The following is a 13,090-nucleotide window of genomic DNA, read 5'->3' on the forward strand; positions in this document are numbered from 1 at the left end:
CCCGACCACCGACCCGGATGCCACCCTGACGCTGCCCCGCGTCACCTCGGCCCTTACCGACAGCAGCCGGCCGGCCACACCGGACGAGGTTTCCGTGGGCGTGGGCACCGTCCGGTTCGGCACCTGGCGGCAGGGCGCCGACCACGGGCTCGTGCTGTACAACGCCCCACCGGGGGAGTCCGACGAACGCGGCGTCGCTGTCGCCCGGCAGGGCAACGCGGTGGTGGTCGTCGAGCGGGACCGCACCCGGCAGAGCGACCTGCGACGACTTGTGGAGCGGCTGCGCGCCGCCGGCGTCACCCCGCTGGGCTTCGTGCTCACGCGCAATGGCCGGGCCTGACGGGTGTCGGTCACCCGCGCCCCGGCGACCGTGCCGCCGCCCGGAGGCGCCCCCTCCGCAGGCGCGCCCATCCCGCCGACCCCGCCCCCCGCCCAGCTGCCGCTGTGGCCGCTTGCCGTGATGTTCGGCCTGGTACCGCTCTGGTGGCTGCTCGGGGCGTTCTACCTCGGCTGGCCGTTGCTGGGCGCGCTGCTGCTCGCGCTGCTGTTCACCCGGGGACGGGTGCCGCTGCCGCCGGCCGCCGGCATCTGGCTGCTGTTCCTCGCCATCGTGGTGGTGAGCGCCACCCAACTGACGTCACCGGCCTCGCTGTTGACGTTCACCCTGCGGCTCGCCTTCTATCTGACCGCGCTCGTGGTCGGCGTCTACGTCTACGCCGCCGCCCGGGAACGCGCCGACCTGGTGCCGGTGCTCATCCCGCTCTGTGCGTTCTGGTTCGCGCTCGTGGTGCTGGGCTGGCTGGGGGTGCTGGTGCCCCGGCTGGAGATGACCACCCCGCTGGAAGTGCTGCTGCCCGGCGGGGTCGCCGGCACCCCGTTCATCCAGGACATGGTGCACCTCACCACAGCCGAATACAGCGTTCGCTCGCTCAACCCGATCTACCGACCGGCCGCGCCGTTCGCGTACACCAACAACTACGGCAGCGCGTACGCCATGACCCTGCCCTGCGTGGTGGCGTTCACCATGCTGTGCCGGCGGGGAGTGCTGCGGTGGGCGCTGCTGGTGTCGCTGCCGCTGTCGCTCGCGCCGGCGTTCCTCACCCTCAACCGGGCCATGTTCCTCAGCCTCGGCGCCGGACTGGCGGTGCTCGGGGTGCGGGCCAGCCTGCGCGGCAACGTCCGGGTCGCCGCGTCCATCGTCGGCGTGGTGGTGATCGGCGCGCTCACCACGCTTGTCATCCCGATCACCGACCTGATCAGCCAGCGGGTCGACTCCAGCGACACCAACACCGACAGGCTCTCGCTCTACAGCGAGGTGATCCGCCGCGTGCAGGAGTCGCCGTGGCTGGGCTACGGCGCTCCGGTGAACGTCGACACCGTCTCCGCCGCCGCGCCGATCGGCACCCAGGGGCAGTTGTGGATGGTGCTGTTCAGTCACGGCGTACCCGCGCTGATCTGTTTCCTGGCCTGGTTCGTCGCCGCCGCGGTGATCTGCGCGCGGGCGACCTCGCCGGCCGGTCAGTGGCTGGCCGCGGTGCCAGTGGTCTGCCTGGTGCAGATCCCGTTCTACGGCATGGCAAACCAGAATCTGGCAGTCGCGTTCTTCGCTGTCGCCTTCGCGATGGCGCTCGCCGAACGGGAACGGCTCACCCGGTCGGACGGGTCGCAACCGCAGGCCGCCCGGCGTACGGCGGTGCCGGCATGACCGCCGCCACCCGGGGCGCGGCCGGCACCGACACCAGCAACCCGTCCGACGCCGGTGCGGCGGAGACCCGGCGCAGCGCGCGTAGCGGCGTGGCCGGGCTGCTCGGTGCCGCGACAAGCGGACTGTTCGGCTTCGTACTGGCAGTGGTCATCACCCGGGCGTACGGCACGGCAGGCTCGGGTGCGTTCTTCGCGGCGATCGGTGTCGTCACAGTGGCCACCGCGGTCTGCACGCTCGGTGCCGAGACCGGCCTCATGTGGGCCCTGCCCCGGCGTCGGATCGGCCGCCAGGGGGACGCCGCCCGGATGCTCCCGGTGGCGCTGCTCCCGCCGCTGCTGGTCGGACTCCTGGTCGCCGTTGTCGGTGTGCTTGCCGCCGATGCGCTCGCACCCCGGCTGCTCCAGGGCTCCGGCGACGACGGTAGGGCGCTGCTCACCGTCACCTTCGCGGCGGTGCCGGTGGTGGTGGCGATGACCCTGCTGCTGGCCACCCTGCGCTGCGTGCGACCCATCCGCGCGTACGTCGGAGTGCAGTTCCTACTGCTGCCGGTGGCCCGCCCGGCGCTGGTGGGCGCCGCCGCGCTGGCCGGCGGCGGCCTGCTCGCGGGCATGACCGGCTGGCTGGTGCCGGCGGCGCTGGCGCTGCTGGTCTGCCTCACCCTGGTGGCCGGCCCGCTCGGGCTGGGTCGGGGCGCGGCGTTGCGGTCCAACCGCGCCGACTGGTCGACGTTCTGGCGCTTCGCGCTGCCCCGGGCCGCCTCGGCGGCCATCGACGCGGGCAGCATGTGGGTGGGCGTGCTGCTGACCTCGGTGCTGGCCGGGCCGGCGGACGCTGGCGTGTTCGGCGCGGTCGGCAGGTACGTGCTGGCCGGTCAACTGGCCATGCAGGGGCTCCGGGTGGCAGTGTCGCCGCAGATGTCCCGGCTGCTCGGGCGGGGCGAGCGGGCCGCCGCGGCGGCCGTGCACCGGCAGTTGACCATCTGGGGTCTGGTGCTGTCCTGGCCGGTGTACCTGCTGCTGGCGGTGTTCGCGCTGGCCTTCCTGCAACTGTTCGGCCCGGAGTTCACCGCCGGGGTGCCGGCGATGACGGTGCTCGCGCTGGCGATGCTCGTGAACACGGGCGTGGGCAACGTGCAGAGCCTGCTGCTGATGGGTGGGCGCAGCGGGCTGCACCTGGTGTCCACCCTGGCCGGGCTGACAATGACCGTCACGTTGGGGTTCCTGCTGATCCCGGGGCACGGTGCGACAGGCGCGGCTCTGGCCTGGGCCGCCGGCATCGCCACCGAGAACCTCAGCGCGGCCGGCTTCGCCCGGTCGGTGGTCCGGGAACCGCTGTTCGACGGTGCGACGCTGCGCGCGGCGGCGGCCACTGTCGCCGGCGTGGGCCTGGCGTCCGGCGTCGGCGTGCTGGTCGGCGGGCGCGGCCTGCCCGGCGTCGCGGTGGCGTTGGGAGTTCTGCTCGCCGGCTGCGTCGGCTTGTTGACGTTGCCCCGGGTGCGCGCCGGCATTCGAGTGACCATGAGGCAGATCCGTGGGCGGGACGACGCGGCCACTGCCGCCGGGGCGACCCCGGCATCGACGAAAGGTAGGTGAGGTCCGTCGTGGCGTCCATCCGTGACCGGGTCAAGCAGTTGGTACCGACCCAGGTGACCACCCGGGTGAAGGAATCCCTCGTCGACTACGGGGTCCGCACCAGCGACCGACGGCCCCTGCCGGACTTCCTCATCATCGGCACCAAGCGGGGCGGCACCACCTCCCTGTGGAACTACCTCATCCAGCACCCCCTCGTTCCCCGGCTCTTTCCCGCGTGGAACACGAAGTCGGCGCACTACTTCGAGGAGCACTGGGGTCGCGGCGAGGCGTGGTACAGGTCGCACTTCCCCACCGAGCGACACCGCGAGGCGCTCCAGCGGCGGCACGGCGGGCCGGTCCGCGTCGGCGAGGCGGCCCCGCTGTACATGTTCCACCCGCTCGCCGCGCAGCGGGTGGCCGCGCTCATGCCGACGGTGAAGCTGATCGTGCTCCTGCGGGACCCGGTGGAGCGGGCGTACTCGCACTGGAAGGAACGCCGCACCCACGGCATCGAGCCGCTGGACTTCGCCGCCGCGCTGGCCGCCGAGCCGGAGCGGACGGCGGGGGAGCGGGAGCGGCTGATCGCCGAGCCGGAGTCGTTCAGCGAGGCGTACGACTGGTACACGTACCGGGCCCGGGGGCGCTACCTGGAGCACCTGGAGCCGTGGCTGGAGCGCTTCGACAGGTCGCAGATCCTCTTCCTGCCCAGCGAGGACCTGTACCGCGACGCCCGCGCCACCTACGGGCGCACACTCGACTTCCTCGGCCTGCCGCCACACGACCTGCCGGACTTCAAGGTCTACAACGACAGGCGGTCCGCGCCGTTGGATCCCGCGGTACGCGCCGAACTGACCGAGTACTACCGGCCGTACAACGACGCGCTGCGCGAGCGGCTCGGGTTGGACCTCGACTGGGCGGACCGGGCGGCGTGACCACGGAGGTCGCCTCGGACACGGATCCCCGATCCCGGTCCGACGGGCTGGGCTGGGTCAGTCGTGCGGTGTTCCCGGACGACAGGGTCGGCCTGACCGTGGGCGGTGGCCTGCCGGCCGGTCATCGGGCCGTGGCCCGGTACGCGGTGGTGCCGTCGGTGGCCCGGGCACGGTTCCTGGTGCCGCTTGGCGCTCCCCGGGCCGGTGCGGCGTCGCTGCTGGCGTACAACGCGTTGCGTCCGCCGAAGGTGCGTGCGTTGCGGGCGGCGATCGGTGGGCTGGCCCGGTTCGGCGGCGCGGGCCTTTCGCCCTTTCCGACGCTCACCGTCTCGGTGCCGGCGGGCGTGCCGGCGGTCGACCTGCTGCTGACCGAGCGGCTCGCCGCTGATCTCGGCGGTACGCCATTGCTGGCAGCCTTCGGTGTCCGTCCACCGGACCCGAACGGCAAGCCCACCCTGCAACTGTTCGACGCCGACGGTCGCCCGCGTGGCTACGCGAAGATCGGCTGGAACGACGCCACCCGGGCGCTTGTCACCGCCGAGGCGGCGGCGTTGCGGGACCTGCGCGGGGTGACCGGCGTCGCCGACCACCCGACGCCTCCGGGGCTGCTCGCCGAGACGGTGTGGGGCGACCACGTGGTCGCTGTGGTGGAGCCGTTGCCGCCCGCGGTGCGCGGCGTACCTGTCGACGACCCGCCGCGGATCGCGGCCCTGCTCGCGGTGGCCCGCCGGGGCGCTCCGGCGGAGGCGCCCCGACCGTTGGCCTCCTCGACGTTCCTCACCCGACTGACAGAGCTTGCCGACCGCGCGGCCGTGGCCGAGCCGGCCGGCGCGCGGGCGGTCGCCGCAGTCGCCGCGCTGGCTCGCCGGCACCGTGACACCGCAGTGGAGTTCGGGCACTGGCACGGCGACTGGGTGCCGTGGAACCTGGGCCTGCACGCCGGACGGCTGGTCGCGTGGGACTGGGAGCACAGCGGCCCGGACGTGCCGCTCGGCTTCGACCTGGCGCACGACGCGTTCCAGCGTTCGCTGGTGCTGCGGGGGGAGCCGGCCGCCGTGGCCGCTGCCGCCGTGGACGAGCATCTGGACCGGCACGGTGAGCGGCTCGGCCTGAACCCGGCGCAGCGCCGGCTGGTGGCCGACGCGTATCTGGTGGAGATGTGGCTGCGGACGTGGCGGTTGGCCGACGCCGGAGCGGGTTGGAACGGCGCGCTGCATCCCGCACTGTTGGACGTCATCGAGAAACGACATACCTCCTGAACTGGGAAAACCTCTACGACAGGAATGTGTCGTAGGGTGACGACGAACTAGCAGGTCGTGATGTATGTCGATTGGTCCAGGACGGACGGTGTACCCGGACACCCCGGGTGGAGATCGTCACCTCGGCCGGTCGCGCTATTCAACGGCCGACGAACCTGTGATCTGCTTCTGGCTGGTCTAAACCTGAATTCCAAGCGAACTTGTGGGGAGTCGCGTGGACGCGAACAACGACGGCGGCGAGCCGCCGGTGCTGCTGCTGGTGGGATCCAGCGGCGGGCACCTGGCGCAACTGCTCGCCCTTCGGCCCTGGTACGAACAGTGGCGGCGCTGCTGGGTCACCTTCGACACCCCGGAGGCGGTGTCGCTGCTGGCCGGCGAGGACCTGGTGCCCGCGCACCATCCGACCACCCGCAACGTGCCGAACCTGCTGCGCAACGCGCTGCTGGCCTGGCGGGTGCTACGCGGTAGGCGGGTCGCCGCCGTGGTCACCACCGGCGCCGGGGTGGCGGTGCCGTTCGTGGTGCTGGCCCGCCTGCGCCGCATCCCGACGGTCTACATCGAGGTGTACGACCGCATCGACACGCCGACGCTGACGGCCCGGCTCTGCCGCCCGTTCCTGTCCGCGATGCTCGTGCAGTGGGATGAGCAGCGCCGGCAGTATCCGGAAGCCACAGTCGTCGGGACACTTCTGTGAACGGGGAGGCCGGCACCGCACCGCGCCCGTACGCGGCAGGCACCTCGGAGCCGGCCCGGCTGCCCCGCCAGCGCGACACCAGGCCGACCGCGCAGACCCGACTGCTCGTCGCGGTCGGCACCGACAAGCACCGCTTCGACCGGCTCGTCGACTGGCTGGCCCAGTGGCACGCGAAGGTCGATCGGCCGGTCGCGCTTACCGTGCAGCACGGGCACACCGAGGCGCCGCAGCTGCCCGGTGCGGTGCCGTTCCTCGGCCACGACGACCTGCAACGGGCGATGGCCGACGCCGACCTGGTGGTCTGCCACGGCGGCCCGGCGACGATCCTGGAGGCCCGCAGGCACGGCCACCTGCCCATCGTGGTGCCCCGTGACCCAGTGCACGGCGAGCACGTCGACGACCACCAGCAGCTCTTCGCCCGCAGGCTCGGTGCGGCCGGCCTGGTGGCGCTCTGCGAGACCCGGGAGGCGCTGCACGACGCGCTCGACGCCGGACACGCCGACCCGTCCCGCTACGCGGTGGCCGCCGACCCGGACGCGCACGAGGCGCGCCGGGCGGCGGTGGCCCGGGTCGGACAGATCGTGGAGGACCTGGTGGCCCGGTCGACCCGGCGCCGCCCCCGCTGGCGGACCTGGCCGCGTTCCGGCCGGGGTACGGAGGAGATTCGATGACCCGGCAGCCGACAGTGAGCGTCGTGGTGCCCACCCGGGACCGGCCCGAGCTGCTGCGCGCCGCGTTGGCGGCGATCCTCGCCCAGGAGTACGCGGGCGGCATCGAAGCGGTGGTCGTGTTCGACCAGTCCACGCCCGACGAGTCGCTGACCGATCTGGCCGGGTTGACCGGTCCGGACCGTACGGTGCGGGTGATCCGCAACCAGCGCACACCGGGCCTCGCCGGCGCCCGCAACAGCGGCACCCTCGCTGCCGAGGGTGAGCTTGTCGCGTTCTGCGACGACGACGACGAGTGGCTGCCGGGCAAGTTGGCCGCCCAGGTCGAGGCGTTGACCGCCGACCCGGCCGCCGAGTTCGTGTGCTGCGGCATCCGGGTCACCTACGACGGGCACACCGTCGACCGGGTGCTCGACAAGGACCGGATCACCCTTGACGACCTGCTGCGGGACCGGATGACGGAGCTGCACCCGTCGACCTTCCTGATCCGCGCGGCAGCGCTGCGCGACGGGTTCGGCCTTGTCGACGAGGAGATTCCGGGCAGCTACGCCGAGGACTACGAGTTCCTGTTGCGGGCCGCCCGCAGCGCGCCGCTGCTCAACCTGCGTACCCCGTCGGTGCTCGTGCGGTGGCACAAGCGCTCGTACTTCGCCCAGCGCTGGGACACGATCTCCGAGGCGTTGCAGTGGCTGCTGCACCGCTACCCGGAGTTCGCCGGCCAGCCGGCCGGCGAGGCGCGGGTCACCGGACAGATCGCCTTCGCCCGGGCCGCGTCCGGCGACCGCCGGGGCGCGCTGCGCTGGGCGCGGCGAACCCTGCGCCGCAACCCCCGCGAGCCGCGCGCCTACCTGGCGCTCGCGGTCGCCGGTCGGGTGGTGCGGGCCGACGCGGTGCTGCGCACCCTGCACAAGCGCGGCCGAGGAATCTGATCCGCCGTCGGCGGCGGCCCGGGCTTCACCGGGTCACTGCCGACGGCGGTCCCGCCGTGTGTCGCCGTCCGTAGGGCGGGACGCGGCGGGCAGCGCATCGGGCCGGCGGCCGGGCGTGACAGACTGACCGCTGTGTTGCGCTGGTTGACTGCAGGTGAATCGCACGGTCCCGCCCTCGTCGCGTTGATGGAGGGGGTGCCGGCCGGTATCGAGGTGAGCACCACCGAGATCGCCGGTGAGCTGGCCCGTCGGCGGCTGGGCTACGGCCGGGGCGCCCGGATGTCGTTCGAGCAGGACGAGGTCGAGGTGCTCGGCGGGCTGCGGCACGGCGTCACACTGGGCAGCCCGGTGGCGATCCGGGTGGGCAACTCCGAGTGGCCGAAGTGGCGCACGGTGATGGCCGCCGACCCTGTCGACCCCGACGAGCTGGCCCGGCAGGCCCGCAACGCCCCGCTGACCCGTCCCCGGCCCGGCCACGCCGACCTGGCCGGCATGCAGAAGTACGGCCACAGCGACGCCCGTCCCATCCTGGAGCGCGCCAGCGCCCGGGAGACCGCCGCCCGGGTCGCCGCCGGCACTGTCGCCAAGGCGCTGATCCGGCAGGCACTCGGCGTCGAGATCGTCTCGCACGTCATCGAGCTTGGTCCGATCGCCGCGAAGCCCGGGCTGCGCCCGAGCCCCCAGGACGCCGCCCGCATCGACGCCGACCCGCTGCGCTGCCTCGACCCGGAGGCCAGCGCCCTGATGGTCGCCGAGGTCGACGCCGCGAAGAAGGCCGCCGACACCCTCGGTGGCGTGGTCGAGGTGCTGGCGTACGGCGTGCCGCCAGGGCTGGGCAGCCACGTGCAGTGGGACCGCAAGCTCGACGCCCGGCTGGCCACCGCGCTCATGTCCATCCAGGCGATCAAGGGCGTGGAGATCGGCGACGGGTGGCAGCAGGCCCGCTCCCGTGGCTCCGAGGCGCACGACGAGATCATCCCGTCGGCCACCGGTGTCCGCCGGGTCACCGACCGGGCCGGCGGTCTGGAGGGCGGCATCACCACCGGTGAGCCGCTGCGCGTCCGCGCCGCCATGAAGCCGATCTCCTCGCTGAACCGCGCGCTGGCCACCGTGGACGTCGCCACCGGCGAGCCGGCGACCGCCATCAACCAGCGTTCGGACGTCTGCGCGGTGCCCGCCGCGGCGGTCGTCGCCGAGGCGATGGTGGCCCTGGTGCTCGCCGAAGCTGCCACCGAGAAGTTCGGCGGCGACTCGGTCGCCGAGATTCGCCGCAACCTCGCCAGCTACCTCGACGCGCTGGTCATCCGCTGATGGCGCCGGTCGTCGTGCTGGTCGGGGCACCCGGCTGCGGCAAGACCACTGTCGGGCAGGCCCTCGCCGCCGTACTCGGTGTGGAGTTCCGCGACACCGACACCGACATCGAGCAGATGGCCGGCAAGCCCATCCCGGAGATCTTCATCGACGAGGGCGAGGACCACTTCCGTGCCCTGGAGCGGGCCGCCGTCGCCGCCGCGTTGGCGGCCAGCCCTGGTGTGCTCGCCCTGGGCGGCGGCGCGGTGCTGGCCGAGGAGACCCGTGCCGCCCTGATCGGGCATCGGGTGGTGCACCTGTCGGTCGAGCTGCCCGACGCCGTGAAGCGGGTCGGGCTCGGCGCGGGCCGGCCACTGTTGGCGATCAACCCGCGCGCCACCCTCAAGCACCTGATGGACCAGCGCCGTCCGCTCTACGCCGAGGTGGCCACCGAGACGGTCGTCACCGACGGGCGCACCCCGGCGGAGATCGCCGCCGAGATCGCCGCCCTGCTGCCTCGCTGACCCGTCGGTCGGCGACTCGCCGACCGACGCCGCGCTGACCGGTCAGCCGGTGACCCGCGCCGTTCAGTCGCGGGCGGCGCTGTCGAGCACGTCGGCCAGGGCCTTCGGCTCGCTGAGCATCGGCCAGTGCCCGGTGGGCACCTCGAACAGCCGACCCCCGGCCAGCCCGGTGAAGAACGGGTGCCCCTGGTCGATCATCTCGCGGACAACTGTGAGCGGGAAGGTGCTGGCGACCAGGGCGGTCGGCACAGGGCGGCCGCCGGTGCGGCGGACCGGGTCGGTGGCGGTGCGCAGCGGCTGCGGAGTGGCGCGGGCGCGCAGCAGGGCCAACGTCGGATCGTCAAGCCCAGCGAGGTTGGTCGGGTCGGCCGCCGGATCCCAGGCCGGCGGCGGCAGCAGGTGCCCGGCGCCGATGAGGGCCCGCAGTCGCTGCTGCTCCTCCGGCGGCACCGTGTCGAACTGCGACGTGCCGTCCGGCAGCGGCCCACTCTCCACGTAGACCACCCGGGCGATGCGGTCCGGGATGCGGTCCGCCGCCTGGGCGACCGGCATCCCGCCGCCGGAGTGGCCGACAAGCACCACGTCGCGCAGCGCCTCGACCTCGATCAGCCGGACGATGTCGGTGGTGTGCGTGTCCAGGGTGACGTCCGGCCCGGCGAGGTGGTCACGCTCGGCCAGCCCGGTGAGCGTCATCGGGTAGACCTCGTGCCCCTGCGCGCGCAGCGCCCCGGTCACGTCCCGCCACGCCCAGGCACCCAGCCAGAACCCCGGCACCAGCACGAACGTCGCCATATGTCGCTCCTCAACTCGGTTGTCGAGCCGACCCTACGACCGCGCACCGACAGTTCTGCCCGGTTTCACGCAGTGGGCGCCGCCGTCTCCCGCCGCCGCCGCGCCACGCGCTGGACTAGGCTGCCGGCGATGGACGACGTGACCCGGATCCCGGTCGGCGGCGAGCGGCCGTACGACGTGCTTGTCGGCCGCGACCTGCTGGACGCCCTGCCCGGCCTGCTGCCCGGCGCGACCCGGGCGGCGGTACTGCACACGCCCCCGCTCAAGACCCTCGCCGACGCGCTCGGCGAACGGTTGCGCGCGGCCGGGATCGAGCCGCTGCCGATCGAGGTGCCCGACGCCGAGTCGGGCAAGCAGATCGACGTGGCGGCCGCCTGCTGGGACCGGCTGGGCGCGGCCGGTTTCACCCGTACCGACGCGGTGGTCGGGGTGGGCGGCGGCGCGGTGACCGACCTGGCCGGCTTCGTCGCGGCCTGCTGGCTGCGCGGTGTGCGCTGGGTGCCGGTGGCGACCTCGCTGCTGGGCATGGTGGACGCCGCGGTGGGCGGCAAGACCGGAATCAACACCGCCGCCGGCAAGAACCTGGTGGGCGCGTTCCACCCGCCGGTCGGGGTGCTGGCCGACCTTGCCACCCTGGACAGCCTGCCCGCCGTCGACCTGGCGGCCGGGCTGGCCGAGGTGGTCAAGTGCGGCTTCATCGCCGATCCGGTGATCCTCGACCTGGTCGAGCGCGACCCGGCCGCGGCCACCGACCCGCGCGGGCCGGTGGCCCGGGAGCTGATCGAGCGGGCCATCCGGGTCAAGGCCGACGTGGTCGCTGGCGACCTGCGCGAGTCCGGCCTGCGGGAGGTCCTCAACTACGGGCACACCCTCGCGCACGCCATCGAGCAGAACGAGGGCTACCGCTGGCGGCACGGCCATGCCGTCTCCGTCGGCCTGGTGTACGCCGCCGCGCTGGCCCGCCTCGCCGGTCGCCTGGACGCGCCGACCGCCGACCGGCACCGCCGCACCCTTGTCGCGCTCGGCCTGCCGGTGAGCTACCCGGCCGACGCCTGGCCACGACTGCTGGCCACGATGCGGGTGGACAAGAAGGCCCGGGGCAGCAAGCTGCGTTTCGTGGTGCTGGACGGGCTGGCCCGCCCCGCGATGCTTGAGGGACCGGACGACGCGCTGCTCGAAGCGGCCTACCGCGAGGTGTGCGCGCCGTGAAGGTCTATGTGTTGAACGGGCCGAACCTGGGCCGGCTTGGCACCCGGGAGCCGGCGGTCTACGGCTCGACCAGCTACGCCGATCTGGTGGCGCTCTGCGAGGCGACCGGCCGTGAGTTGGGGCTGGACGTGACGGTCCGGCAGACCGACGCCGAGCACGAGCTGCTGGGCTGGCTGCACGCCGCCGCCGACGAGAGCGCGGCGGTGGTGCTCAACCCGGCCGCCTGGTCGCACTACTCGTACGCGGTGCGCGACGCCTGCGCGATGCTGCGCGGGCCGCTGGTTGAGGTGCACCTGTCGAACATCCACGCCCGCGAGGAGTTCCGGCACCATTCGGTGGTCTCCGCGGTGGCCACCGGGGTGATCTGCGGTCTCGGTATCGACGGCTACCGGCTCGCCCTGCATCACCTCGCCACCCGTACCGCCTGACCTGCCGCCCAGGTGTAGGCGCTGCTGTAGTCCGCCACCGACCACGTCGGCCGGAGCGAAGCCGGCTGACCCACGCCGACCGGCGCTTCCGCAGCCCTGGTCCACCGGCGCCTTCCGCCGCCCTCGTCGCGTCGGCTTACCTACTGTGACACCGCTACTGGATGGAGGGCGTCACCGTCGGTTGCCGCATCCCGGCCGCGTGCAGGCGGCCGCCCTCCTCGTCGCCTCCTTTGCTCTGCTTCAACCCACGCGACACCGACCTTGAGCTGCGCATACCCGGCACCGGTGTCGGTCGGCCCTGCCTGTCGCGTCTTACGGAGGGTGACTGTTGCGTGGGTTGAAGCAGAGCAAAGGGGCCAGGAAGGATGGGACGGCCGTGACCCGCAAATGACGTTCCGTCACCGTCGTCGGGATGCCGGCCGCGCGGCGGGACGGTCGGCCGACCACGGCGGGTAACGCGCCGCAGCGCAGCTTGTAGACTTGCCAGGTCTGTCCGCCAATTGATGATCAAGGCAGGAAATGGCCTCTACCAACGACCTCAAGAACGGCCTGGTACTCAACCTTGACGGCGAGCTCTGGTCCGTCGTCGAGTTCCAGCACGTCAAGCCCGGTAAGGGTGGTGCCTTCGTGCGCACCACGCTGAAGAACGTGCTGTCCGGGAAGGTGGTCGACAAGACCTTCAACGCGGGCACCAAGGTCGAGACCGCGACCGTGGACAAGCGCACGATGCAGTACCTGTACGCCGACGGCGAAGACTACGTCTTCATGGATCTGGAGACCTTCGACCAGATCACCGTTCCCGGCGGCACCGTCGGGGAGGCAGCCAACTACCTGTTGCCCGAGGCGGAGGCGACAGTCGCCACCCACGAAGGTGTGCCGCTCTACATCGAGCTGCCCACCAGTGTCGTGCTCGAGGTCACGTACACCGAGCCGGGTCTGCAGGGCGACCGGTCGACCGGCGGCAACAAGCCGGCGACCGTCGAGACCGGCGCCACAGTGCCGGTCCCGCTGTTCATCACCACCGGTGAGAAGATCAAGGTCGACACCCGCGACGGCCGTTACCTCGGCCGCGCCTGATGGCTGAGGGTC

13 protein-coding genes and 1 pseudogene are annotated in these 13,090 nt (G+C 72.8%); 13 read left to right on the forward strand and 1 reads right to left on the reverse strand.

What is annotated here, in order from left to right:
* From ADK66_RS31880 to ADK66_RS13875, 10 genes and pseudogenes are all read left to right on the forward strand, one after another.
* Positions 1 to 340, forward strand: a pseudogene (locus tag ADK66_RS31880) (lipopolysaccharide biosynthesis protein); the annotation flags it as partial.
* A gap of 30 nt (positions 341 to 370) precedes the next feature.
* A complete protein-coding gene (locus ADK66_RS13835; RefSeq protein WP_053655517.1) occupies positions 371 to 1,705 on the forward strand; it encodes an O-antigen ligase in 1,335 nt (444 codons plus the stop codon).
* Positions 1,702 to 3,297, forward strand: a complete 1,596-nt coding sequence (locus tag ADK66_RS13840; protein WP_053655425.1) for a lipopolysaccharide biosynthesis protein — start codon at positions 1,702 to 1,704, stop codon at positions 3,295 to 3,297. Before ADK66_RS13835 ends, ADK66_RS13840 begins: the two co-directional genes overlap by 4 nt.
* Positions 3,298 to 3,305: 8 nt before the next feature.
* Positions 3,306 to 4,208 carry a sulfotransferase domain-containing protein gene (locus ADK66_RS13845; RefSeq protein ID WP_053655427.1) on the forward strand — a complete coding sequence of 301 codons (903 nt, stop codon included), beginning with the start codon at positions 3,306 to 3,308 and terminating at the stop codon, positions 4,206 to 4,208.
* Entirely contained in the window at positions 4,205 to 5,467 is a 1,263-nt protein-coding gene (locus tag ADK66_RS13850; RefSeq protein ID WP_053655429.1) for a hypothetical protein, read from the forward strand. Before ADK66_RS13845 ends, ADK66_RS13850 begins: the two co-directional genes overlap by 4 nt.
* Positions 5,468 to 5,681: 214 nt before the next feature.
* On the forward strand, positions 5,682 to 6,161 hold the full coding sequence (locus tag ADK66_RS13855) for a polysaccharide biosynthesis protein (RefSeq protein WP_053655431.1): 480 nt from the start codon (positions 5,682 to 5,684) through the stop codon (positions 6,159 to 6,161).
* Positions 6,158 to 6,832, forward strand: a complete 675-nt coding sequence (locus tag ADK66_RS13860) for a glycosyltransferase (protein WP_053655433.1) — start codon at positions 6,158 to 6,160, stop codon at positions 6,830 to 6,832. Before ADK66_RS13855 ends, ADK66_RS13860 begins: the two co-directional genes overlap by 4 nt.
* Positions 6,829 to 7,758, forward strand: a complete 930-nt coding sequence (locus ADK66_RS13865; RefSeq protein WP_053655435.1) for a glycosyltransferase family 2 protein — start codon at positions 6,829 to 6,831, stop codon at positions 7,756 to 7,758. The genes ADK66_RS13860 and ADK66_RS13865 overlap by 4 nt, the downstream gene beginning before the upstream one ends.
* Before the next feature lie 132 nt (positions 7,759 to 7,890).
* The gene (aroC, locus tag ADK66_RS13870; protein WP_053655436.1) at positions 7,891 to 9,069 is read left to right on the forward strand and encodes a chorismate synthase; all 1,179 of its coding nucleotides are present in this window, start codon (positions 7,891 to 7,893) and stop codon (positions 9,067 to 9,069) included.
* Positions 9,069 to 9,572, forward strand: a complete 504-nt coding sequence (locus tag ADK66_RS13875) for a shikimate kinase (protein WP_053655438.1) — start codon at positions 9,069 to 9,071, stop codon at positions 9,570 to 9,572. The genes aroC and ADK66_RS13875 overlap by 1 nt, the downstream gene beginning before the upstream one ends.
* 63 nt (positions 9,573 to 9,635) lie before the next feature.
* Here ADK66_RS13875 and ADK66_RS13880 read toward each other — a convergent pair whose 3' ends face one another.
* Complete coding sequence (locus ADK66_RS13880) at positions 9,636 to 10,364, reverse strand: alpha/beta fold hydrolase (protein ID WP_053655440.1); 729 nt, start codon at positions 10,362 to 10,364, stop codon at positions 9,636 to 9,638.
* A 129-nt stretch (positions 10,365 to 10,493) separates the two neighbouring features.
* On the opposite strand from ADK66_RS13880, the gene aroB reads away from it, so the two are divergent.
* The 3 genes from aroB (at position 10,494) to efp (ending at position 13,078) form a co-directional block, all read left to right on the forward strand.
* Entirely contained in the window at positions 10,494 to 11,573 is a 1,080-nt protein-coding gene (aroB, locus tag ADK66_RS13885; protein WP_053655442.1) for a 3-dehydroquinate synthase, read from the forward strand.
* On the forward strand, positions 11,570 to 12,001 hold the full coding sequence (gene aroQ / locus ADK66_RS13890) for a type II 3-dehydroquinate dehydratase (RefSeq protein ID WP_053655518.1): 432 nt from the start codon (positions 11,570 to 11,572) through the stop codon (positions 11,999 to 12,001). The genes aroB and aroQ overlap by 4 nt, the downstream gene beginning before the upstream one ends.
* 519 nt (positions 12,002 to 12,520) lie before the next feature.
* On the forward strand, positions 12,521 to 13,078 hold the full coding sequence (gene efp, locus ADK66_RS13895; RefSeq protein WP_053655444.1) for an elongation factor P: 558 nt from the start codon (positions 12,521 to 12,523) through the stop codon (positions 13,076 to 13,078).
* Positions 13,079 to 13,090: the final 12 nt, after the last annotated feature.

Source organism: Micromonospora sp. NRRL B-16802 (assembly GCF_001279555.1).
GTDB lineage: Bacteria > Actinomycetota > Actinomycetes > Mycobacteriales > Micromonosporaceae > Micromonospora > Micromonospora profundi.